This is a genomic window from Bacillus sp. USDA818B3_A, from assembly GCF_009928415.1.
Lineage (GTDB): Bacteria > Bacillota > Bacilli > Bacillales > Cytobacillaceae > Neobacillus.
This window is the reverse complement of sequence record NZ_JAABNN010000032.1, coordinates 1-23,819: the sequence shown is the minus strand read 5'-3', so window position 1 is coordinate 23,819 and position 23,819 is coordinate 1. Positions and strand designations below refer to the sequence as shown.

The following is a 23,819-nucleotide window of genomic DNA, read 5'->3' as shown; positions in this document are numbered from 1 at the left end:
CCGTCAAACGCAGGGCTCCCTTTCTATTTTCTGTCGATAAAAAATCCTCTTGCCTTCACAAAGCTGTAACAGCTTCACCGGAAAAATGGAAAAAATCGGAGATAATAAAAGTATAAGCAGTAATAAACACGATTAATCGAACCATTGGCTGAAAAAATAAGAAAGAGGTGGAGAGCCATGAAAAAGCAAAAGTGGATTGCATTGCTGTTGGCAGGTGGAAAAGGAACAAGATTAAATCTACTTACCAAAAGCCTAGTTAAACCCGCCGTCCCATTTGGAGGGAAGTATCGCATTATTGACTTTGCTCTAAGTAATTGCAAAAATTCAGGGATCGAAACGGTAGGGATTTTGACTCAATACAGACCCTTTGAGCTTCACGCCCATCTTGGCCGGTGCAGTTATTGGAATAATTATTCTGGTTATAGCAGCCTTACAATCCTGCCACCCTATTCAAGAAGTGAATTAGGTGTAGAATGGTATGAAGGGACGGCCCATGCGGTATACCAAAACATTGAATATATAGAGCACTATAATCCTGACCATGTCCTAATTGTTTCGGGAGATCAAATTTATAAAATGGATTATTCCTTGATGCTCGAACAACATTTGGAGACAAATGCCGATTGTACCATCTCTGTAGCTGAGGTCCCTTGGGAAGAAGCCAGCCGCTTTGGTTTAATGAAGGTACATCCGAAGACACATCGAATTACCAGTTTTGAAGAGAAACCCATGAAACCGACATCCAATCTTGCATCTATGGGGATTTATATTTTTAAATGGCCCATTCTAAAGGAATATTTACTGCGGGAAGAACGAAAAGAATATAGTCATAGAGATTTTGGCAGAGATATTATTCCTTCAATGCTGGCTGATGAGTTACAGCTTTATGCCTATTATTTTAATAAGTACTGGAAAGATGTAGGTACGGTCCATAGCTATTGGGAAGCAAACCTGGATTTATTAATGGGGGAAAGAAATATCTTTTTACAAAATCCCGAGTGGAGGATTCATACGGCCAGCTGTGATGAACCGCCCTTATACTTTGATCAACGGGCAAAGATGCATCAATGTATAATTAGCGAGGGCTGTGAAATTTATGGAACGATTGAAAATTCGGTATTGTTTAACGGTGTTAAGGTAGGGAAAGGTGCAGTGATAAAAAATTCTGTCATCCTCCCTCAAACGATTATAGGTGATAACGTTTGGATTGAAAATGCTGTTGTGGGAAGCCAAACACAGATTATGGATGGGGTAATCATTGTCTCTAAGAATCCCGATGCGTATCTAATGGTCGTTGGCCACAATGAAATTATTGACCCTGCGTTATTAGACATCTCCGGTACAAACAAGGTAATCACTGTTGTTTCTTAATATGGAAAAGGGTGTGTGTGATGTTGATTGCACATACCTTTTTTATTTTTAAAATTAAAGAAATATTTTGTTTTTAAGTCAAAAATGGTAAACTATTAAAAATATCTTACTAGAGGAGTTAGCAAAATGATTAAAGCGATTTTTTTTGATTTAGATGATACCCTTCTTTGGGATCAGAAAAGTGTGAAAGAAGCATTTACTGCTACATGTAAAGTGGCAGAAGAACGTTTTGGTGTAAATGCTGAAGCATTAGAAGAGGCTGTACGTGAGGCGGCTAGAACCATTTATTCATCCTATGAATTCTATCCTTTTACACAAATGATAGGGATTAACCCGTTTGAGGGATTATGGGGCAATTTTTCTGATGAAAATCTCGAAGATTTTAAAAAAATGAAGGATACCGTTCCAAGTTATAGAAAAGATGCTTGGACTGCCGGTTTAAAGAAAATGGGGATTGATGACCCAGATTTCGGTTATGAGTTAGCCGAGCGGTTCCCTGAAGAACGTAAAAAGAGCCCGTTTGTCTATGAAGAAACCTTTGACATCCTTGGTGCCTTAAAAGGAAAATATCAGCTTCTTCTTTTAACCAACGGATCGCCGGAACTGCAAAATACCAAATTAGAAATCACACCGGAGCTGGTTCCATACTTTGACCAAATTGTCATCTCTGGTGATTTTGGAAGAGGAAAGCCGGATCCATCTATATTTGAACATGCCTTGTCTCTTATGGGGCTTCAAAAGGATGAGGTGATCATGGTAGGAGATAATTTGATGACAGATGTTTTAGGGGCAAACCGGGCTGGAATTAAAACCGTTTGGATTAACCGCCATGATAAAGAGCGGAATGAGGTTATTCCTTCCTATGAAATTAAACACTTGGAAGAACTTTTTCCTATCTTAGCTGAACTATAGGTAAAAACTACCAGATGAAATTTGTAACTTTTTCCCCCTTTTCTACGACTATTTAGCTGAAACTAAAAATACTTTGTGGAAAAAGGGGATTAAAATAAATGAGAAAGAAAAATTGGCTGCTTGTCATTGGTTTGTCTGTAAGCTTGGGCTTATTATCCGGATGCGGAACGGGTGATAAAACAAATGCAAGTTCGGAAGTCAGCAAAAATGTACCCCCTAAACAAGATGAAATAGCTGCAAATTTTCTTACTGACATTGTTATAAAAGAAGAAAATGGAAACATACTTGTTCACTATACTGTGAAAAATATTTCGGGAAAACCGAAGAAATTAACGTTTCGAACGGGGCTCGAGGCAGATTATATTGTATACGATGCCTCAGGTAAAAAGATTAAACAATATTCGGATGAAGTAATGTCCACTCAAGTGATGAAAGAGATGGTTGTAGAAAACAATCAAGTCATTTCTAAGGATTTTACCATTATAGATCTGCCAAACGGCCAGTATAAGCTTGAAGTATTTTTGACCGCTGATGAGGAAGAAGCAAAGGCTGTCAAAGACTTAATTATTAAAAACTCCTTTCCTAATGGAAAAGGTGTTTATATAGGTCAAATCGACCCACATACCATTGAAATGGATATCGAAGGGGAGAAAATAGCCTTTCAATTAACAGATACAGCAAGGAGACAATTAGCTTCCTTAAAAGAAGGCGAAGAGGTATCTTTTTATTTTATAGTGAATGAGCAAGGACAAAAAGTGATTCAAAAGTTTATAAGAACAGTGAAGTAATTTTAGCATCTCCACTAGGTGGGGATGTTTTTTAATTAGTGGCTAATCCATTATAATAATAGTTATTTAGTTCATTAATATGAGGTGTCGGATATTGGAATTAAGACAAATTAAATTATTTGCTGAAGTAGCAAAGTATAAAAGTATTACCAAAGCAGCCGAGACGATGCATTTGTCACAGCCCGCTCTTAGTAAATCAATCATGGCCTTAGAGGAAGAACTGGGCATGACGTTAATCATTCGTTCAAATAAAACAAGTGATTTAACGGATGCTGGTAAAATTGTTCTCGAATACGGGCAAAAAATAAATGGACTGTTAGATGAAATGAAAACCACCCTGAACGATATGACCAATTTAGCTAGAGGTCAAATTAATATTGGGCTCCCTCCGTTTATTGGAAGTTTATTTTTCCCAAGAGTGATGGCAAAGTTTCATCACACGTTCCCTAATATCGAACTTAATATTACAGAGTATGGCGGTGCAAGGGTTGTTAAGAGTGTGGAAGAGGGGGAGTTCGAACTCGGTGTTGCTGTCTTGCCAATTGATGAGCAGCTGTTTGATATTTACCCTATAGTGGAAGAGGAAATGAAGCTGTTGGTTTACAAGGACCACCGTTTGGCTAAGCGAAGAAAGGTCGATATAGAAGAATTAAAGGATGAAGAATTTATCTTTTATCATGAAGAGTTTGCGCTTAATCAAATCATGAGGAATCACTGTATTGCTGCAGGTTTTGAACCCAAAATACTGTTTAAAAGTTCTCAATGGGATCTCATGACTGAGATGGTGGCAGCCAATCTTGGCATTACCATTCTTCCACATTCCATCTGTAACCGGGTCTTTAATAATGAAATTGAAGTGATTGATTTAAAGCAAAAAATTTTGTGGCGTTTGGCAGTGCTTACAAAAAAAGACAGATACATCTCAAATGCAGGCAGGACCTTTATCGATTTTATTTTAAAGGATCCATTATAACTTATAGTTATGAAAAATATTCGTAATATGTATTTTACGAATAGTAATAAAGAGCGTAGGATTACTCTATAGTAAAATTCGTGAAACGATAAGGAGATTATTTCTCCTTTTTTATATAGAAAGGATCATGAAGATGAGACTAGGAGTAATTGTGATACAAGTTTTATTTTTACATGTGTTTTTATTTTTAGGAGCTGCTCTTAAAGAAGTGGTGCCACTTCCAATTCCAGCTTCGATGTTTGGATTATTCCTTCTATTTTTAGCTCTTTGCTTTAAAATTATCAAGCTGGAGTGGATTGAACAGGGAGCGAATTGGCTGTTAGCCGAACTTTTGTTGTTCTTTATCCCATCAGCAGTGGGGATTGTGAATTATGATGAGATTATAAGCTTACAAGGTGCCGAGATCGTCGGGTTAATTGGGATTAGTACGATTATTGTGATGGGCATGACGGCACTCACCGCAGAAAAAATAAGTGGACGAAAAAGGAGTGAACAGCATTGATGATGATAATCTTTACCATAGCGACCTATCTTATTTATCGCTTTTCTAAAAAAGCTTATGGAAAATGGAGTTTTCCGTTTTTTCATCCATTATTGCTATCTCCGATTTTGTTAATTGTGCTTATTTCTATATCGCATGTGTCTGCTGATCAATACCTGCATGCGTCAAAGTGGCTGACCCATTTGCTTGGACCAGCGACAGTGGCTTTTGCCGTGCCGATTTATAAAAATTTAGCGATCATTAAAAAATATATCGGGACGATTCTTATAAGTATTACCTGTGGTACACTAGTTGCCATTTTTTCTACTTTTGGGTTGTCTAAGTTGTTCCATCTGCAATCCGATTTTATTATCTCTATTTTGCCTCGTTCGATTACGACACCAATTGCGATCGAGGTGTCAAAGGAAATTGGCGGCTTGCCAACGTTAACGACAGTATTCGTTATTATTACTGGCATTGTTGGAGGGATCGTAGGTCCTTCCGTTATTAAAGGACTGTCGATTAAAACACCGATTGCCAGAGGGCTTGCGTTAGGGATGGGAGCACATGGTGTTGGAACAAACAAAGCGATGGAGTACGGGAAACAAGAAGCAACTTTTTCATCCTTAGCCATGATTTTTGCTGCACTCATTACCTTAGTTTGGGGCGCACTTTTAATTCCTACTTTAATGAATTTTCCACATATTTAATAGAAACCAATAGGCCGTCATTTATGATAAATGGCGGTCTTTCTGTGTGATAAAATAAGGGGGATAAATGAAAGGTTACAAACATAGAATGCAAGGGGCACGTTCCCTTGCTGAATGGAAGGGATTTCTCCATTATACAGGAATCTTATTTTTGTGGTGTTAAAAAGTACAATTTATTGGGGAGGAAGGATGGATGCTCAGAAATGTGATTGTTGTCAAGGATAATGAGGAAAGTGTCAAAAATGCTGTTAGAGAGATTCTACGGTCCAAGCATAAAGGGCATGAGTTTGCCCTCGATTTGACGCGAATCACAGATAAAGAACGAAAAAGAGAGATTATGAAGCAACTTACAAGGTATAACCATTGAGGATAGTGCTGAGTTTAAAAAAAAATAAGGGAAACGAGCTCCGTGGATACTCACTCCCCTATACTTAATATTTAATCTAATAAACCTAACAGATTTCTGACGGCATGGGAAAACCCATCCTCGTCATTGGACTTCGTGATCACATCCGCAGCCTGTTGAACCTGCATGGGGGCATTTGCCATGGCGACTGCTGTAGTTGCTACTTCAAACATAGCGATATCATTCCCGCCGTCACCAAAAGCAAGAATCTCTTCAAATTCAAGGTTCATCATATCCTGATAGCGTAAGAGAGCCTTCCCTTTATGTGCCTCATTTGAGGTGATTTCTAAATTATTCGGATGAGAAGAAGCCATTGAGACAGGGAATTTATCTGCTAACGCTTTTTTCACTTCATCAATTTTTTCTAACTGATCGGGGTGGACGAGTGCAATTAGTTTGTAGATTTTTAAATCTTCTAAGTGGAGAATTTGATCATAGTCGAATTCTTGAAAAATCTTGTCCAGCTCTTGTCTGCTTTTGTCATGCAGAGGCGGGAGCGTCGAAGGAAGACCGCCATGGTTCGTGTAAACAAGGATTCCTACATTCATCCCTTTTAAAATGGAAAAAATGTCCTTATAGACATCAATCGATAGCGTTGCTTCGAAGAGAAGTTCTCTTTCTGCAGAAAATAATACGGAACCATTCACGCAAAAAATCGGCATCTTCATCTTTTTGACCGCATCTAATTTAATGACATCCGCATAAGCGCGCCCAGTGTTTAAAATAATACAGTGACCTTGCGCTTGCAATTCGTTTAAGACCTTCACACTTTCTTCCGTAATTTCATGATGAGAGTTTAATAACGTACCATCTAAATCAAGTGAAAAACATTTCATAGCTGCCTTTAAGTCCTTTCCATTATACATAAAAATACTGTATCAAATATACAACACAGCTGCCAATCCAATTACCATATCATCATGGAATTCACTATATACAATATAGATTAGTGAATAATGGTGACAGGCACCATTTGGAAAAAAATAGAAAGGCAAGCCTTTTGAGGGCTTGCCTTTTGATCTATATTTGAGATTTATTTGCAAATGCGTTTTTTATCCGCGTCTGCCGCCTCGGCCGCCTCGTTTTGTTTCGGTGTTGCGTTTAAGGCTTGATAAATTCTCTTCGCTAGACTTCAAGAACTTAGCCATTTTGTCTTCAAAGCTTTCCTTTGGTTTGAAGTTGCCTTTTGGACGGAAGTCTTTCGAACGGTTATCTCCTCTGCCCTGGCGCTGTGGACGCTGTGAGTAAGAAGAAGTTTGTCCTTCAGGTTTATCGATCGCTTTTTTAATGGATAGGGCAGTTTTTCCGTCTTTCTCGCTAATTACTTTAACCTCAACTACATCGCCAATCTTTAGATGATCGTTAACATCCTTTACATAGCTGTCTGCAACCTCACTAATATGCACTAAGCCAGTAGTTCCTCCTGGCAATTCAACAAATGCTCCAAAATTAGTGATACCGGTTACTTTACCTTGTACTTTACTGCCTACTTCAACTGACATAAAAATATGTTTCCCCCTCATAAATGTTAAAGACACTTTATTATATCAAAAACTCGAAAAAAAAAACATAATCTCTATACCATCTATTTTGCCAATTCATACCTAGATTGAAACATTTTAAAAAAATAACTAATTATTTAATTGAAATTCTGGGATGAATACCTAGTCATCTCTTAAAAGGTTCACAGGAATGTAACACCTTCACTGAAATAGTCGGAAAGTGGAGGAAATAATAGTAGTGTAATGAAATGCAAGGAACCAAACGAATTCCGATCAGGAGTACCTGCCAAGGAGGTGGAACTGGTTCACAATGAAAAATTAATTCTCTTACATCGGCAGAAAGGAGGAACCATTTTCTAAAAGCCGGAACATAAAGTGAATCGGAATGAGTGAGGGAGACGGCTAGTTTTGCATTTCATTCTCATTGTGACGGGAGTTGAAGCTAAGCTATCGTCATAATCGCAAAACTTTAGTCTTTATAAAACTATGTTGCTTGCCATAACAACATAACACAAGATTAAGCAATCAGTGTCAATCCAATAGTTTGCCTCTTCTTTACAAGCTGCTGTTGAAAAAGGAATGGGGGATGCCATTGAAAATGAATCATAAAGATAAGCGGGTCAGCCATCATGCTGACTCGTTTTTGCGAAATCAGAATGAATTCTACTTCCGCCACGTATAAGTAGTATGAATAATAGAGTGACCAAGTTTTGAAAGGGGAAATAAATTTGACGAATTCAAATGGTCCTTTTAATATTTATAGCTACTTTGTGGGTTCCAATCCTCCCACCTCAATTAATCCCATACCAACTTTTCCAAAAATAAAAAAAACGGCTTTTCTTAGCCCGTTTACCTTTGTCGCAGGTGATGTGACCATTCGCGATAATACCTACGTGGGACCTTTTGTCAGCATACGAGCCGACGAAGGCACGCCATTTTATATCGCCCAGAATTGTAATTTGCAAGATGGCGTAGTCCTGCATGGTTTAAAAAATAAATATGTAGAGGTGAACGGGAAAAATTATTCTATTTATATTGGCGAGCGGGTCTCATGTGCCCATGGCTCATTAATACATGGTCCAAGCAGGATTGATCAAGATGTTTTTATTGGGTTTAAAGCTATTGTTTATAATGCCCAAGTAGGGGAAGGATCCTTCATTTCAACGGATGCCGTTGTTACTGGAGGCGTTATCCTGAAGCCAGATAGCTTTGTACCACCCGGTGCCCACATCGATAGCCAGGCTAAAGCAGACCGCTTATCAAAGGTAACGAAAACCGAAGAAGAATTTGCAAAAGAGGTCCAACGGGTTAATCAGGAGTTTCCAAAAGCCTATTCGGTATTATTCGGAAAAACGAAGTGTTCTTGTGGATTAACGTATTGATGGAATGACTTAGGATAATGCTTTAGACCAAGCAATCGAGTCTTATTCTTAATAAAATACCGGGCTTGAAACTTCTAGCAGATACTAGAGGTTTTTAAGTGTCTGTAAAAAGAATGAACTGGTCGATTCCGTCCATAATAATTAACGTAAAGGAGGCGGGAGTTATGGATGGAAAATATAATACCAACGATGACGCCAATGTGGAATTAAAAAATGCACTTAAGTTTAGCCCCCCTAAGAAAAATCCAAACATGAGTGAGGCTGAATATAAATTAAAAGTCTTAGGATTAGGAAAGAAAAGCTAAAATATTTCTTCCTTGGAGGTGAAATCATGCCAAGAAATAATCCGATTGAGTATACAGGTCGAGTGCTGGACCAACGAAATGATCTTACCGGTCCGAATGACGGTAAAGCGACCTATCCTGAACGGCCAAAAAATGTTCCCATACAAGACTCGAATAACAAAGAAAAATAAAGGCTGCCATTGTGGCAGTTTTTTATTTTTATACAAATAGTATGCCAAGATCATTTGCACACCATAAGCATATAAGTTTGTTTCCTTTTTAGCAATTGTTACTATAGTAATGAATTTTAAATATGAAAGGACTCTTAAAAATGGCAAATATTCAAATACCTGTATCGGTGTTAAATCTTGCCCCGATACGTGAGGGACAAGGCTCCAAAGAAGCGATAGAAGCCATGGTAGACCTTGCACAGGCCGTCGAAAATATGGGCTATCAACGCTATTGGATCGCCGAGCATCACAATACTTCCACACTGGTCAGTTCAGCTACATCGATTTTAATTCAACATACATTAGAACATACGAAACAAATTCGGGTCGGCTCGGGAGGGATCATGCTGCCGAACCATGCACCGCTTGTCGTGGCAGAGCAATTCGGTACAATGGCGACCATGTTTCCGAACCGGGTCGATTTAGGTCTTGGACGTGCTCCAGGAACCGATATGATGACTGCAAGCGCCTTGAGACGATCGAAAAACGACTCTGTCTATACCTTTCCAGAGGATGTTCAGGCACTGCTAACTTATTTTGGACCGATTGAGCAGCAAAGTTATGTTAAAGCGTATCCCGGGGTTGAAACCAACATACCGATTTACATTTTAGGTTCTTCAACCGATTCTGCTCATCTCGCTGCAAGTTTGGGTCTGCCATATGTTTTTGCTTCCCACTTTGCCCCAAGATTCATGGAAGAAGCGATTTCGATCTATCGTGACCGCTTCCAGCCATCAGAGTACCTTGATAAGCCTTATATGATGGTATGTTTAAACGTCATTGCCGCGGAAACGGATGAGGAAGCCCTATTGCAGTCAACCACAATGAAGCAATTCTTCCTCAATGTCGTCCGCGGGACTCAAAATCCACTCCGTCCCCCTGTGGAAAATTTGGATGAGCTTTGGAGTCCAATGGAGAAAGAAATGGCTTCATCGATGTCGAGCGTGACATTTATGGGCAGTAAGGAAACCGTCCGGCAGCAATTAACAACCTTCCAAGAAAGATATGATGTCGATGAGATTATGGCGGTGTCATATATTTTTGATCCTGAGAAGCAAAAACGTTCGTATGAGATATTTAAGGAAATCGTGGACGGAAAATGATTAAACAAAAATCACCCTCTGAAATCAGAAGGGTGATTTTTTGTTTAGTTATTTTCTTTTTGGAATTGAACCATAAATTCGCTGAATGCTTGGCAAGCCTCAACTGGTACAGCGTTGTAGGCAGATACGCGGCATCCGCCGATCGAACGGTGGCCGTTTACTCCGACAAAGCCTTCTTGTTTTGCCTGCTCTAAGAATTGTTTCTCCAATTCAGGAGTTTTTAAGTTAAAAGTAAGGTTCATTAGGGAGCGGCTGTCTTGGTCTGCATGGCCAATATAAAAACCGTTGCTATTGTCAATAACTGAGTAGATAAGGTTTGCTTTTTCTTCATTACGCTTAGCGATAGCCTCTAAGCCGCCTAAGTCGCGTGCCCAGTTTAGAACTTCTCCGAGCATGTAAATTCCAAAGGTAGGCGGTGTATTGTATAGAGAATTATTTTTTGAATGTGTGCTGTACTTTAACATCGTAGGGATGTTCGTGTTGGCACCCTCAAGTAGATCTTTACGGATAATAACTACTGTTACGCCTGATGGACCAAGGTTCTTTTGGGCACCCGCATAAATGAGGGCAAACTTGCTGACATCAATCGGCTTTGAAAGAATATCACTAGACATGTCAGCGATAAGTGGAACATCACCTGTATCAGGAAAGTCTTTCCACTGTGTACCATAAATGGTATTGTTGGACGTGATGTGGATGTAAGCATCGTCCTTGTCGAATTGTAAATCTCCTACTTTAGGGATGCTGCGATAATTGCCTTCTTTTGTTGATGCAGCATGATAAACTTCACCAAACAATTTAGCTTCAGAGAAAGCTTTTTCGGACCAAGAACCTGTCATTACAAAGCTGGCTTTTTTCCCAGCTTGTAAAAAGTTCATTGGAATCATAGAAAATTGCAGGCTTGCTCCGCCTTGCAGAAAAAGAACTTCATGCGTATCAGGGATGGCTAAGAGGTTTTTTAAGCTGCTGATCGCCTGATTATGTACTTCTTCATATGGGCGGCTGCGGTGGCTAAGTTCCATTACTGACATGCCTGTGCCACGGAAATCGATTAATTCTGCTTGCGCTTTTTCAAGGACTGAAAGAGGTAACGCAGAAGGACCGGCATTAAAGTTGTAAGCACGTTGGACTTTTAGTTTCAATATTCTCACTCCATCTTGTTAGTTTATTTGACTATAACATAGATTCAATTTTCGGAAAATAAATTTTATTCCATTCAGGGAAGTTATTTTAAAAAAGTTTATTTTAACCCGATTGGAAACGTTTTATTATGATAAATATGACAATTTTGTGAAAAACGTTCAAAATTTACTATATAAATTCCAATGGTCTAAATTTAATCAATGTGGAAACGATACATATAGAGACAAAATCTCATTTTAAAGGAGGGACTGTTTTGGAAACATCTTTACATATTGGTGAAATAGCTCCGGATTTTTCACTGCCAGCTACAACTAAAGAGCAAATCTCCCTCTCAGACTATCGCGGTCAAAAAAATATAGTGGTGGCCTTTTATGGAATGGATTTTACTCCAGGCTGAATTAAAGAAATCGCCTCTTGGAAAGAGGATTATAAACGTTTTGAACAAACGGACTCTGAAGTTTTGCCAATAAGTGTCGATCATATCCATTCTCATCGAGTCTTTGCTGCGAGTATGGGTACACTGCCATATCCGCTTCTCTCGGATTGGCATAAACAAACCGTAAAAGACTACAAAGTGTTTAACGAAAAAGGTGAAACTGCGATCCGATCGGTTTTTGTTATAAATAAGGATGGCATCATAACCTATTTAAACACATCATTTAAAGCAGATAACAGAGAAGATTATGAAGCAGTTTTTAATGAACTAGAAAAGTTAAGTACCCAATAGGATAGCTTAATAATTAAAAATAAATATAATATAAACTTACCAATGAAGACCATCGAAAAGTGGTCTTTTTTTGTTACTCTGCCAAAATAGATAAAATTACCCTTTCTAAGAGATCTAAGGAATATAAAAAAGAAAATGGCAAAAATTATTAGGTAGGTGGTGATGTATGTGTCTTTATTTCGACAAATGATGAAGGCTAAAACAGGTCTAAAAAAAAGGCCATTTACCATACCCGATCATATTTTAGAAGGGGAAAGTAAAATATCTGCGTCACTAAAGGAAACAGAATCCTTAATAACAAAGGTGTTAGGGGAAAATGATGATTTTCATGTAAAACACTTTAAAATCTTTGGACAAAATAATGCAACCATCCTATATTTCTCTAATTTGGTAAATCAGGATCATGTCAATAAAGATATTTTAAGACCTTTAATGTATGTACCTGAACATTTACTTACTAGAGAGAAACCGATAAATAAATTGATAGACATCATTATGACTGAAACTCTTTATCATGGCCAAGCAAAGGTTACTGACAGTTTAGATAAATTGATTGAAGTTCTTTTACGCGGAGAGACGGTTATTTTGGTAGATGGTGTAATAGAAGCCATCCATATTACTACAAGAGAAGTGGAACATCGTTCTGTTGGCCAGCCGGAAACAGAACAGGTCATTTTAGGGCCGCGAGAAGGCTTTATTGAAAGTATTGATACCAATATAGCCATGCTAAGGTACCGCCTTCCAACGTCTGATTTTCAAGTGAGGACGATGAAAATCGGCCGTTTGACGAAATCAACCGTTTGTTATTGTTATATAAAAGGTGTGGCGAACGAAACCGTTATAACCGAGGTAGAGGAGAGGCTCTCTGCGATCGATATTGATGCCATAATGGATGTGGGGTATCTGGAACAATTTATTGAAGATAATCATTTTACACCGTTTCCCCAAATTCAAACGACAGAGAGACCTGATAAAACGGTCGCTAATATAGCCGAAGGCAGGGTAGCGATTCTTGTAGATGGATCCCCATTTGCACTGCTAGTCCCAGTTGTATTTAACCAATTCTATCAAACCGCAGAGGATTACTCTTCAAGGTTCTTGATGGGGACCTTTGCAAGGGTTGCTCGAATGCTTGCCCTTGTGTTTTCACTAGTTTTTCCATCCCTTTATGTGTCGCTAATTGCCTTTAATCCAGAACTTTTGCCTACCGAATTTGCGGTCGCCGTTGCTGGCGGGAGGGCAGGTGTCCCCTATCCCGCTGTCGTTGAGGTACTAATTATTGAAATCTCAATGGAAATATTAAGAGAAGCAACCGTTCGTTTGCCAAGGCAAGTAGGGGGAGCCTTATCGATTGTAGGGGTGCTGGTTGTCGGCCAGGCAGCGGTGGAAGCAGGTTTGGCAAGCCCGATTACAGTGGTTGTTATTGCTTTAACTACGATAGGCTCCTTTGCCACACCAGCCTATACAGCGGCCTTTGCCCTGCGAATGTTAAGGTTTCCTATCATGATCTTGGCAGGGATATTCGGTCTCTATGGGGTAATGATCGGGATTATCCTCACCTTTAATCATCTGCTCAACTTAAAATCTTTCGGGGTACCATATATGGCACCTGTTTCTCCTGGAAATGCAGAGGGAATGAAAGACGTTGTTTCACGCAGCCCGCTCTGGTCGATGTCTAAAAGACCTAGTTTTCTCCAGACCGCAAATCGTAAAAGACAGCAGCAAAATGATAATGAATAAATAAAGCGTCAATGGGAGGATACGAACAATGAGTTATCCTAGGGAGATCACAACGGTTCAAGCGTCTGCCATCTTAGTTAGTACAATTATTGGTGTAGGAGTACTCCCGTTACCGTTGTTTGCTGTCCGTGGAGGTGGAACGGGTGCACCGCTTGTAACGCTGGCAGGGATTATATTAGCGGCCATTGGATTATTTATTCTTACAATATTAGGAATTCGTCATCCTAAAAAAACGATCATCACATACGGAGAGGATATCGTCGGAAAGTGGATTGGCAGGTTGTGCAGTATAATTGTGATTACCTTTTTTGTCATTTTATCGGGACTGGCTGCCCGTGAATTCGGAGAGGTTGTCGTATCAGCTGTATTAAGAGAAACACCATTAGAAATAACAGTTATAGTAATGCTTTTACTAGCATGCTTGAGTGTCAGGTACGATATTAACACCTTTGCTTACATCCACAATTTCTATGTTCCTGCTATTTTGGCACCCATACTCATTATCGTCGCGTTTTCGTTAAAAAACGCAAATCCCTTGTATTTACGGCCTATTATTGATAATGACTATATGGCAATGTTCAAAGGAATGTTAACCATTTCTGCTTTGTTTCAAGGATCTTTTATTGTTACGTTGATTATCCCTTTTATGAAGGATCCTGCTAAAGCCAAAAAGGCAAGTTTTTGGGGCATTTTTATATCAGGGGGCTTTTACCTGTTAATTGTGATTGCTACCGTAGCTGTATTTGGAACAGAAGAAATAAAACTAATTTTCTGGCCAACCCTTGAATTGGCCCGCACGACCGCGCTGCCAGGAAATATCCTGCAGCGGCTGGACGTAATCTTTTTAGCGGTTTGGGTGACCGCGGTTTTTACCACGCTCTTTTCAAGCTATTACTTTACCATCTATTCTATCAAGCAAATGGCTAAGTTAAAGGATCACCGGGTGCTGTCGTTTTTTATTATGCCTTTTGTATTTTTCTTAGCTATGCTTCCGCAGAACATTTTACAATTGTATGATGTGATCCAAATAGCCGGGAGACTAGGATTATTGATAACCATTCTTTACCCCGCCATGTTATTAGCCATCGATCTCTTTAGGAGCAGGAGGAGGAAAAAAAATGTGGCACAAGAATCCTAGTTTACGATTAGTCAGCATATTTTTTCTCCTGATGCCTCTTCTTTCAGGATGCTGGGACGCTCAGGAAATTGAACAGCGTGCTACAGTACTGGCAATTGGTATTGATAAGGCTTCAACTGAAGATGAAAATCAACAATCGGAAGGCGGAATCACTCATATTGACAAGAGTACATCTGAACCACGAGAAGAGCTGATTAAGGTGACAGCTCAAATTGCCGTTCCAGGCCGAATACCACTTGGACCTACACAGGGCCAAAGCTCTCATAATTCGGTAACAATTGTCCAAGTTGTTGGTCACACCATACAGGATGCAATGCTCAATCTTCAACAGCAGGTTGCTTACGAAACGTTCCTTGGACATTTACGAATTATCGTTCTCAATGAAAAAATCGCTAAAAAAGGAACACAGCGTTTTAATGATTTTCTCAGGCGAAATCCTCAAATCCGCAGAACAGCTTCGCTTGCTGTTTCGAAAGAACCTGCATCAGATTATATGAAGCTTGTTCCAGAACTACAGCGTGTACCATCATTATATTTAGCAGATATGGTTGATAATTTATCTGCGTTAGGCAGATTTCCGCCAAGTTTTATTGGTTTGTTTTGGACGATCCTTTCAAGTAAAGGTCAAGATCCCTATCTGCCTTATCTGACCATTAAAGACAATAAGTCTATTCAATTAAGTGGTCTCGCTTATTTTAGAGGGGATCGGATGGCTGGAAAAACAACCCCGCTTGAAATTGGATTTTTTATGGCAATAAGAGGAGTAGGCCAGGGGGGGTATAGCGCATTTATTAAAGTACCAGGTAAAGATGATTTTGTCCTTGTAAGGGCCATTTCACGTAAAACGAAAGTAAAAGTTCAATTAAAGGATGGGAAACCTCATGTGGTAATCAAGGTTCGTTACGAAAGTGAAATTGAAGAAAAGACTAGTAAAGGAATTTATGTTAACAATTCCACGATTATTGGGAAAATACAAGATGAAGCTTCAAAAGATGTAGCAAGTTCTTTAAAGAAGCTTATTGCGAAAACACAAAAAGCGGAAAGTGATATTTATGGTTTTGGTGAACATGTCCGGGCAGAATATCCGAAATATTGGGCTAAGGAAATTAAAACAAAAGAAAAATGGAATACAGTATATAAAGAACTTACCTATGATGTTCATGTTGATTCCCGTATACATCGTGTAGGCATGAAAGCTAAATAAAAGGCGGAGGACTATAGACGATGTTCATCGGTTTTTTACCATATGCCATTGCTATTTTTATCGCAACAGGACTTTTCATACTCCTAGTAGATGCCAATATGTATAAAAAAGCAAAACAAAAGAGAGAGCATAAAGCATCGCTTATTCTGTCATGGATGAATATTGTATTGGGGCTTGGACTATTTTTGGCAAATTGGATTTACAATAATTTTCTGTGGTAATAAATAAACTATATAAATCTTTGTATTTAAATACAATTTTGGAGGAATTTACTTATGGCACAAAATGAAGAAATGGAAAAATTACTTCGAGATTACGGTTATCCAGAGCAATCAATCCCAAGACTGTTAGAAGAAATTAGCTTTATGAGCCCTGATAAGGTAAAAAAACTTATTTTGCCCTATAACGATATAACCGCAGACAAATCATAGAGACGTGAATAAATGGCATAATAGACAGTAATCAGATTAGAAACTTGTACTAATACATCATAAGGGGTAAAGGATTATGAAGGTTTTTGTTGTCGGTGCAAATGGAAAAATAGGGAAGCATCTCGTCCAAATGCTGTCGGAAACAACTAAACATACAGTAAAAGCCATGGTACGGAAGGAAGAACAAGCGAAGTTTTTACAAGCAAAGGGGATTGAAACCGCCATTATTAATTTAGAGGATAGTGTCGATAAAATTGCAGGCGGGGCCAAGGGCTGTGATGCGATTGTCTTTACCGCCGGCTCTGGCGGCCATACCGGTGCAGACAAAACGCTCTTAGTCGATCTCGATGGTGCCGTCAAAACGATTGAAGCAGCAGCACAGGCGAAAATAAAACGCTTTATCATGGTCAGTGCTCTTCAAGCCCATCGCAGAGAAAATTGGAGCGAAGCGATAAAGCCTTATTATGTGGCTAAATCCTACGCTGATAAAATGCTCGAGCAAAGTAACTTAACTTATACGATCATACGGCCGGGCGGACTCTTAGACAGTGCGGGCACCGGAAATATCTTAGTGGCTGAAGATATAAAGAGTGGGACGATCTCTCGTGAAGATGTTGCCAAAACGATTATCTCCTCATTAGATGAGGGGAATACTTTTTACAAAGCGTTCGATTTGGTATCTGGTGAGATTCCTATCACTGAAGCGTTGAAGCTTGTATAACAGTTACATTTAATAATTAAAAGACCTAGGAATATTCTAACGGGTTCCGTTTCCTATCACAAAACTCTAAATTGCAACTGAAAATGTAGCCCAATTTGTATTGCTCCCTGTATCTGCTTTTGCAATTAAAAATAAAATGGCTCTGTTCACTGAGCCATTTTTGGTTGTAAAAGATTCTGATTCCCTCATCTGGGTCTGTAATGGTCGGCTCTTATCGGTTGGGGAGGACAGGCTAAGCACCTGATTTGAAAAATAGAGGGAGAAATTCCTCTTAATTTGTAAATAATCTTAAAAATTGCCTAAATAAGAGGAGAAATTTCCCCTATTGACTCCATTAACGGAAAAATTGGGGATTTTGCTGTGCTTAAGCGGAAAACCTCCCCTTATTTACCCCGAATTGACCTCCATTCTGCATATAAACGGAAATTCTCCGCTTATTTTAAATATCACTGGTTATTCAATTAAGGATAGGATTACTGATGTTTCTAAGCGTTTTTTGTCAGATAAAATGTATATCAAATTGAGGGCAAAATTGTCGGGGTACAACAGCCATTGTACCCCGACAAATTAGGGTGCATTTCCTTAGACAAATAATTTCCACCCAAATGGCTTTATACCAATAAAAAATGAGTGTCAATTGCTTATGCAAATTGGCACTCATTTTAGCTTACATTTTTAATGTTTGCGACAGGAAGCGGAACCCGTTAGGAATATTCAGGGTCTTTTTTTGTTTGATTGCTCTTTTTTTATACTAATTCAATAAATTTGTGGAATAAATATTATATTCAGATGACTACAAATCAAAGTAACCCTTGAAATATGCGCATAATTATTGATAAAAAATTATTAAAATAATTGAAAGAATATTTTTATAATATATTGACACCAAATGAATAAGAATGTATATTGATAGATAAATATTCATAAATATACAGATTTAAGCGAGGGATTGGAAATGTTCGTAACAGTCGGACCGGGGAAATATCATAGAAAAGCTGGTTTATTATCTGATGTTGGTTCCTACATAAAACAACTTGGAAAAACCGCAGTAGTAATTGGTGGAAATACAAGTCTTCAAGTCATTGATGAACCACTCCGGCGAAGCTTAAGCGAGCATGACGTAACATTGAAACAGTCTTTATGGTTTGGCGGGGAATCCTCACAAACGAATATTGATAGATTGGTAGAACAATTAAAAAATGAAAGTTTTGATGTACTCATTGCGGCTGGAGGCGGGAAAGCACTCGATACAGTCAAAGCAGTTGCCTACTATTTAAATAAGCCATTAGTGGCCATCCCGACCATCGCAGCTACATGCGCAGCAGCCACACCGATTTGCATTCTTTATAGTGATGAAGGCGAATTCCTGGAAATCAGCCGAAAATCGAAGGTGCCGGAATTAGTCTTGGTAGACAGTGAGATCATCTTGAATGCTCCTGTTCGCTTTTTAATCGCTGGAATTGGAGATACGCTGGCGAAATGGTTTGAAACAAAATGTTCGATTAAAAAAGCTGTGCCTAACGCGATTAATCAAACGGCCATTGCCATTGCTGCCCAGTTATATCAAACCTTAATTCAAAATGGGACAAAGGCAGTTCAATCTATACATGAGGAAAAGTTAACCGATGAACTGAATGATATTATTGATGCGATTATCTTAGTCAGCGGCAGCGTGAGCGGCTATGGCGGAGATGATTGCCGGACAGCCGCCGCCCATGCCATATACTCAGGCTTAACCATCTTTCCGGAAATCCATGATACTTATCATGGGGAGATCGTTGCGTTTGGAATTTTAGCACAGTTATGTATGGAAGGGACAGAAATAGAAGAAATCAGATCATTAATAAAGTACTACCAACAGGTTGGTTTACCTTACACTTTACAGCAAATGGCGATTAAAGGTTTAACCGAGGATCAGTGGAAAACATTAGGTGAAGTAACGGTAACAATTGAAGACATGTCGAATATGCCTTTTGAGGTATCACCAGAAATGGTTATAGACTCTGTACGTCAGGCAGATAGTATTGGAACTGAAATGTTAGCAGTATCTAAAAATTAAACATAAAAAATAATTGGGGGACTTATAGATGAAAAAGGGGTTAGTTTTATTTTGTTCATTGATGTTGTTATTTGCTTTAACAGCTTGCGGGAAAGACCAAGCATCCGGAAGTACAGAAGGGAAGAAATCCTCGGAGCCATTAAAGGTCACATTACCTACTTGGACAGGTTATGGCCCGTTATTTTTAGCACAAGAGAAAGGCTTCTTTAAGAAAAATGGAATTGATGTTGACCTTTCCATTGTAGAAGGTTTAGCCGAGCGTAAACAAGCCTTAGCTAGTGGAAAAATAGACGGTATGGCAACAGCACTTGATGTACAAGTTACACTTGCTGCATCCAATATCCCCGTTCAAGTTGTATGGGTATTAGATGATTCTAACGGCGGTGACGGGATCCTTGTTAAAAATAATATTAAAAGCGTCAAAGACTTAAAAGGTAAAAAGGTTGCTTTTGAAGTAGGCTCAACTAGTCATATGCTGGCATTAACAGCATTAAAGCAAGGCGGATTAACAGAGAAAGATGTTGAAGTGGTTCAAATGTCAGCAGGTGACGCCGGGGCAGCTTTTGCAGCAGGAAAAGTAGATGCCGCAGTAACGTGGGAACCATGGTTATCAAAGGGCTCTGCAGCAAATGGAAAGATATTATTAACAACCAAAGATCTGCCCGGAATTATCGTTGATACGGTCAGCTTTAAAGAAGATGTGATTAAAAATCGTCCGGATGATGTAAAAGCATTTGTGAAAGCAATGGGCGAAGCAATGGCTTATTGGAAAGATCATAAAGATGAAGCAGATGAAATTATGGCAAAGGGCTTAAAAATTGATACAAAAGAATTTGTTGGGACTGAATCAGGTCTAAAATTCTTTACTAAAGAGGAAAACAAAGAACTGTTTGGTACGGAAAGCAGCAAAGGATCTATTTATAATTCAACTGAAAATGCTATTCAGTTTTATAAAGAACAAGGTATCATAAAGACTGAGCCGAAAGCAGAAGAAATTATTAACTCGAGTTTTCAGTAAATTTTAGAGATTGTAAACCTGCCTAATATATGAGTGTTCATATATTAGGCTTTTTAATCAGATTGATAGAATGGGTGAGTATGATGTTGGCTAAATTATTTACGCCTAATAAGGAAATATCCAAAGGGCTTTATTCAATCGCAGGTATTGTTACTTTTTTTATATTTTTAGCCATTTGGAGCGTTCTAACCTATGGCAAAATTGTAAATCCGTTGTTTTTACCGACACCATCCGCAGTATTAACAACTGCTGTTGATTTATTTGTCAATGGAGATCTCCTCTCCGATATTGGCATAAGTTTTTCAAGGGTTCTAGTAGGATTTCTTGCCGCTGCTATTATCGGTATCCCTCTAGGCATTTTAATGGGCTCCTTGAAAATTATGGAAGGCGCATTCGAACCAATCATAGGGTTTATCCGTTACATGCCTGCCTCTGCCTTTATTCCATTATTAATATTATGGATTGGTCTTGGGGAACCGGAAAAAATGAGCGTGATCTTTCTAGGTACCTTCTTTCAATTAACATTGATGATTATGGACGTGACAAAAAATGTTCAGAATGACTTGGTTGAAGTTTCTTATACATTAGGCGCCAAAAAAGGCCAGATCTTTACCAAAGTCATTTTACCAGCAGCGCTTCCAGGAATTGTTGATACATTAAGAATTACCTTCGGCTGGGCATGGACTTACCTGGTTGTGGCGGAAATCGTAGGTGCCTCAAGCGGGTTAGGATATATGATCATGCAGGCCTCACGTTTCTTGCAGCCAGATAAAATTATTGTTGGTATTTTAATCATTGGTTTATTAGGTTTGTTAACAGATATGATTTTTAAAGCCATTTATCGTGCTTCGTTTTCATGGATGAGAAAGGATGGTTTGTAGGATGATCACAACTGCAGCGGAGAATGTGGGATTTAATAAAAAACAATCTATACTTGCAACACCAAAGTTAGAAATTAAAGATGTTGGTAAGGTTTTTAAAACAAAGAGCGGAGAGACTACAGCATTAGAAAAGACGTCGTTTTCGGTGGCTGAGGGAGAATTTGTGACGATCCTCGGACCATCTGGCTGCGGTAAATCGACGGTTTTAAGGATCGTAGCCGGGTTAGAGGAGGCCTCTTCTGGAGAAGTGTTACTGGACGGGCAACAGATCAATGGGCCGGGTCCTGATCGTGGAATGGTGTTTCAATCTTACACGTTATACCCTTGGTTAACCGTAAAAGAGAACATAACATTTGGCCTGAAATTACAGGGTGTTTCGCAAAAGGAACGCGATGATGTAGCGCGTCATTATCTACAGTTAATTGGGCTCGAAGGATTTGAAAAACATTATCCGATTCAATTATCAGGCGGGATGAAACAGCGTGTCGCCATTGCCCGTGCATTAGCGAATGATCCAAAAATTCTTTTAATGGATGAGCCATTTGGTGCCCTTGATGCGCAAACGAGAAATATCATGCAGGAAGTTCTCTTGAAGGCATGGGAAGAGTCGAAGAAAACGATATTATTTATTACCCACGATGTAGAGGAATCGATTTTCCTAGCCGATTCGGTGTATGTGATGACTGCCAGACCTGGCCGTTTAAAGAAAAAGGTACCGATTACCCTGGAAAGACCAAGAGATTTTAGTGTCAAAGGAACGGTGGAATTTGCAGAGTATAAGGAAGAATTGCTATCGTTAATTAGGGAAGAGAGTTTAAAGTCGATTAATTAGCGTTTTAATGATTAACGAAAGGTGTTTTATATAGTGATAATCGATTCATTTTTTTCTAATCATATAAAAGAAGCACTCAAGAACGAGCCGCCGGGAGAATGGATGCCAACGCTGCCGGAGGAATGCATCCGCTTGAGTTCGGGATATCCGGATCCCACTCTCGTTCCCTCTATAAAAATTAAGGAAGCTGTATCCAAACTTATTGAGCAAGAACAGGATTTACCCCTTCACTATCTTGGGAGTCCGCGGATGGAGAAATTAAAATATCAGATTCAGAATCGCTTGGCGAAGCGTGGAATAAATGTTCGGGTAAATGAACTTTTAATCACATCAGGAGCATGCCAAGCCATTGATTTAATATCACGGGTCTTGCTTGATGAGGATTCTTTGGTTGTAGTGGAAGCACCGACTTATATGGAAGCATTAGAGATATTCCAGAACTACACCAAGCAGATAATTAACATACCAATCGATGCAAATGGACTCCAAACCCATCTATTAGAAGAAGTATTAAAGGATAGACAGCAAAAAAATCTCCCGCTGCCCCGTTTGTTATATACAATACCGACGGCGCATAACCCTACCAGCACGACCATGGAACATGAGCGTCGAGAGCATTTAGTAAAATTGGCCGAGGAATATAATTTTCTTATAGTAGAGGATGACGCTTATGGTGAACTCTCCTTTGATGATGAGCCCGTTCCATTAAAAGCAATGGATACAAATGCAAGAGTACTTCATGTCGGCTCTTTATCCAAGGTGGTTGCTCCGGGTATGAGGGTAGGCTGGATTGCTGGGAACGAAGAGTTTATTTCCACCTTTGCTTGGTTTAAAAAAGATTTGGATCAGCCATTTTCACAAGCTACAATGGCCGCATATTTAGAGGATATTGATTTTGAAGAACGGATTCTAATGTTAAAAGGGGCCTATAGTAAAAAATGTGAAACGATAATAAATTCTTTAGAGATTCATCTGCCTGAATCAGTAACCTGGTATAAGCCTGGCGGTGGTTACTTTGTATGGGTTCATGTTCCCGGAATAGATACATTGGAATTGTTAGAACGATCGCTTAAAAAGGGTATTTCTTTTATTCCAGGAAAATACTTCTTCTTAAATCCACAGGATGGAACAGAATTTCTGCGTCTCTCGTTTTGTTATGAAGGGGAAGCTGAAATTATTGAAGGTATTAAAAGGCTGGGACAATTAATAACTCAAAAATTAAATGTTAAGTCTTCGTTAAAATAACAAAGGGAATGTTCCTATTATCAGGAATGTTCTTTCTTTATTTTTGATGGGTATTCGGAATAACTATCTTGGAAACAAGTCTAAGTGAATTGGAAAATATTGCAGATTGTACAGGTTTGGTTTCAGTAGTATTATATAAAAGTCGCCTCTGAAAAGAGACACAAATTAATTAGTCTGGTAATCACGGCGAGAAGGTCACATCCGTTCCTAAAATCGGAAAAAACTTTCTGTTGTAATTAACCAACGACAGTGTTAAGATATGAAAGTTGCTCTCGAAAAGAGCGTACGAGTCAATCAGAATTGGAAATAATTGTTGATTGATAGAATGTGAGAAATGCGATATGATAGTTTTCCTGTCGCTTTTGGTGACATTGTTCTTTGAAAACTAAACAAACAAAAACGTCAACAAATAATAATCATCATGTTTTTTCTATTAAATGAAGATCATGAGCCAACGTAACATTTTGAGCTAATCAACTTTCATGGAGAGTTTGATCCTGGCTCAGGACGAACGCTGGCGGCGTGCCTAATACATGCA

Annotated in this window: 26 protein-coding genes and 1 rRNA gene; 24 read left to right on the top strand and 3 right to left on the bottom strand. The window is 38.9% G+C overall.

Features of this window, described 5'->3' with window-relative positions; translation table 11 throughout:
• Window positions 1-177 precede the first annotated feature (177 nt).
• The 7 genes from GXK58_RS25280 to GXK58_RS25250 all read left to right on the top strand — a co-directional run bounded on the left by GXK58_RS25280 (window position 178) and on the right by GXK58_RS25250 (window position 5,602).
• Window positions 178-1,371 (top strand): glucose-1-phosphate adenylyltransferase, encoded by a 1,194-nt coding sequence (locus GXK58_RS25280; protein WP_160725933.1) that lies wholly within the window; start codon window positions 178-180, stop codon window positions 1,369-1,371.
• Between the two features lie 126 nt (window positions 1,372-1,497).
• Complete coding sequence (locus GXK58_RS25275) at window positions 1,498-2,283, top strand: HAD family hydrolase (protein ID WP_160725932.1); 786 nt, start codon at window positions 1,498-1,500, stop codon at window positions 2,281-2,283.
• A 98-nt stretch (window positions 2,284-2,381) separates the two neighbouring features.
• Window positions 2,382-3,071, top strand: coding sequence for a BsuPI-related putative proteinase inhibitor (locus GXK58_RS25270; protein ID WP_160725931.1), 690 nt, complete (start codon window positions 2,382-2,384; stop codon window positions 3,069-3,071).
• Window positions 3,072-3,165: 94 nt separating this feature from the next.
• Window positions 3,166-4,044: a LysR family transcriptional regulator gene (locus tag GXK58_RS25265; protein WP_202171452.1), complete on the top strand. Its 879-nt coding sequence runs from the start codon at window positions 3,166-3,168 to the stop codon at window positions 4,042-4,044.
• A 127-nt stretch (window positions 4,045-4,171) separates the two neighbouring features.
• On the top strand, window positions 4,172-4,546 hold the full coding sequence (locus GXK58_RS25260; RefSeq protein WP_442862506.1) for a CidA/LrgA family protein: 375 nt from the start codon (window positions 4,172-4,174) through the stop codon (window positions 4,544-4,546).
• The gene (locus tag GXK58_RS25255) at window positions 4,546-5,235 is read left to right on the top strand and encodes an LrgB family protein (RefSeq protein WP_337248221.1); all 690 of its coding nucleotides are present in this window, start codon (window positions 4,546-4,548) and stop codon (window positions 5,233-5,235) included. The genes GXK58_RS25260 and GXK58_RS25255 overlap by 1 nt, the downstream gene beginning before the upstream one ends.
• 193 nt (window positions 5,236-5,428) lie before the next feature.
• A complete protein-coding gene (locus tag GXK58_RS25250; RefSeq protein ID WP_160725927.1) occupies window positions 5,429-5,602 on the top strand; it encodes a hypothetical protein in 174 nt (57 codons plus the stop codon).
• A gap of 71 nt (window positions 5,603-5,673) precedes the next feature.
• Here GXK58_RS25250 and GXK58_RS25245 read toward each other — a convergent pair whose 3' ends face one another.
• Window positions 5,674-6,507 carry an HAD family hydrolase gene (locus tag GXK58_RS25245; RefSeq protein ID WP_237389779.1) on the bottom strand — a complete coding sequence of 278 codons (834 nt, stop codon included), beginning with the start codon at window positions 6,505-6,507 and terminating at the stop codon, window positions 5,674-5,676.
• Window positions 6,508-6,693: 186 nt separating this feature from the next.
• The gene (locus tag GXK58_RS25240; RefSeq protein ID WP_160725925.1) at window positions 6,694-7,143 is read right to left on the bottom strand and encodes a S1 domain-containing RNA-binding protein; all 450 of its coding nucleotides are present in this window, start codon (window positions 7,141-7,143) and stop codon (window positions 6,694-6,696) included.
• Between the two features lie 728 nt (window positions 7,144-7,871).
• On the opposite strand from GXK58_RS25240, the gene GXK58_RS25235 reads away from it, so the two are divergent.
• From GXK58_RS25235 to GXK58_RS25220, 4 genes are all read left to right on the top strand, one after another.
• Window positions 7,872-8,525 carry a carbonate dehydratase gene (locus GXK58_RS25235; RefSeq protein WP_237389778.1) on the top strand — a complete coding sequence of 218 codons (654 nt, stop codon included), beginning with the start codon at window positions 7,872-7,874 and terminating at the stop codon, window positions 8,523-8,525.
• A gap of 164 nt (window positions 8,526-8,689) precedes the next feature.
• Entirely contained in the window at window positions 8,690-8,830 is a 141-nt protein-coding gene (locus tag GXK58_RS25230) for a hypothetical protein (protein ID WP_160725924.1), read from the top strand.
• A 26-nt stretch (window positions 8,831-8,856) separates the two neighbouring features.
• A complete protein-coding gene (locus GXK58_RS25225; protein WP_160725923.1) occupies window positions 8,857-9,000 on the top strand; it encodes a hypothetical protein in 144 nt (47 codons plus the stop codon).
• 140 nt (window positions 9,001-9,140) lie between these two features.
• Window positions 9,141-10,142 (top strand): LLM class flavin-dependent oxidoreductase, encoded by a 1,002-nt coding sequence (locus tag GXK58_RS25220; RefSeq protein WP_160725922.1) that lies wholly within the window; start codon window positions 9,141-9,143, stop codon window positions 10,140-10,142.
• Between the two features lie 44 nt (window positions 10,143-10,186).
• Here the strand turns inward: GXK58_RS25220 and serC are convergent, their stop codons facing one another.
• Complete coding sequence (gene serC / locus GXK58_RS25215) at window positions 10,187-11,284, bottom strand: 3-phosphoserine/phosphohydroxythreonine transaminase (RefSeq protein WP_160725921.1); 1,098 nt, start codon at window positions 11,282-11,284, stop codon at window positions 10,187-10,189.
• Window positions 11,285-11,487: 203 nt separating this feature from the next.
• Here serC and GXK58_RS27425 point away from each other — a divergent pair, with 203 nt between their 5' ends.
• From GXK58_RS27425 to GXK58_RS27135, 13 genes are all read left to right on the top strand, one after another.
• Complete coding sequence (locus GXK58_RS27425) at window positions 11,488-12,012, top strand: redoxin domain-containing protein (protein WP_237389777.1); 525 nt, start codon at window positions 11,488-11,490, stop codon at window positions 12,010-12,012.
• Window positions 12,013-12,201: 189 nt separating this feature from the next.
• Window positions 12,202-13,752 carry a spore germination protein gene (locus GXK58_RS25200; RefSeq protein ID WP_237389782.1) on the top strand — a complete coding sequence of 517 codons (1,551 nt, stop codon included), beginning with the start codon at window positions 12,202-12,204 and terminating at the stop codon, window positions 13,750-13,752.
• Between the two features lie 28 nt (window positions 13,753-13,780).
• Window positions 13,781-14,890: a GerAB/ArcD/ProY family transporter gene (locus GXK58_RS25195; protein ID WP_160725918.1), complete on the top strand. Its 1,110-nt coding sequence runs from the start codon at window positions 13,781-13,783 to the stop codon at window positions 14,888-14,890.
• Window positions 14,871-16,094: a Ger(x)C family spore germination protein gene (locus GXK58_RS25190; protein WP_160725917.1), complete on the top strand. Its 1,224-nt coding sequence runs from the start codon at window positions 14,871-14,873 to the stop codon at window positions 16,092-16,094. The genes GXK58_RS25195 and GXK58_RS25190 overlap by 20 nt, the downstream gene beginning before the upstream one ends.
• 20 nt (window positions 16,095-16,114) lie before the next feature.
• Window positions 16,115-16,315 carry a CLC_0170 family protein gene (locus GXK58_RS25185; protein WP_160725916.1) on the top strand — a complete coding sequence of 67 codons (201 nt, stop codon included), beginning with the start codon at window positions 16,115-16,117 and terminating at the stop codon, window positions 16,313-16,315.
• Between the two features lie 54 nt (window positions 16,316-16,369).
• Complete coding sequence (locus GXK58_RS25180) at window positions 16,370-16,525, top strand: hypothetical protein (protein WP_160725915.1); 156 nt, start codon at window positions 16,370-16,372, stop codon at window positions 16,523-16,525.
• 76 nt (window positions 16,526-16,601) lie between these two features.
• Window positions 16,602-17,246, top strand: a complete 645-nt coding sequence (locus GXK58_RS25175) for an SDR family oxidoreductase (RefSeq protein ID WP_160725914.1) — start codon at window positions 16,602-16,604, stop codon at window positions 17,244-17,246.
• A gap of 955 nt (window positions 17,247-18,201) precedes the next feature.
• Window positions 18,202-19,305 carry an iron-containing alcohol dehydrogenase family protein gene (locus GXK58_RS25170; protein WP_160725913.1) on the top strand — a complete coding sequence of 368 codons (1,104 nt, stop codon included), beginning with the start codon at window positions 18,202-18,204 and terminating at the stop codon, window positions 19,303-19,305.
• Window positions 19,306-19,333: 28 nt separating this feature from the next.
• A complete protein-coding gene (locus GXK58_RS25165) occupies window positions 19,334-20,323 on the top strand; it encodes an ABC transporter substrate-binding protein (protein WP_160725912.1) in 990 nt (329 codons plus the stop codon).
• 83 nt (window positions 20,324-20,406) lie between these two features.
• The gene (locus GXK58_RS25160; protein WP_160725944.1) at window positions 20,407-21,204 is read left to right on the top strand and encodes an ABC transporter permease; all 798 of its coding nucleotides are present in this window, start codon (window positions 20,407-20,409) and stop codon (window positions 21,202-21,204) included.
• Window position 21,205: 1 nt separating this feature from the next.
• Window positions 21,206-22,036, top strand: coding sequence for an ABC transporter ATP-binding protein (locus GXK58_RS25155; protein WP_202171451.1), 831 nt, complete (start codon window positions 21,206-21,208; stop codon window positions 22,034-22,036).
• Between the two features lie 33 nt (window positions 22,037-22,069).
• The gene (locus GXK58_RS25150; protein ID WP_160725911.1) at window positions 22,070-23,281 is read left to right on the top strand and encodes an aminotransferase-like domain-containing protein; all 1,212 of its coding nucleotides are present in this window, start codon (window positions 22,070-22,072) and stop codon (window positions 23,279-23,281) included.
• 479 nt (window positions 23,282-23,760) lie between these two features.
• Window positions 23,761-23,819, top strand: a 16S ribosomal RNA gene (locus GXK58_RS27135); the annotation flags it as partial.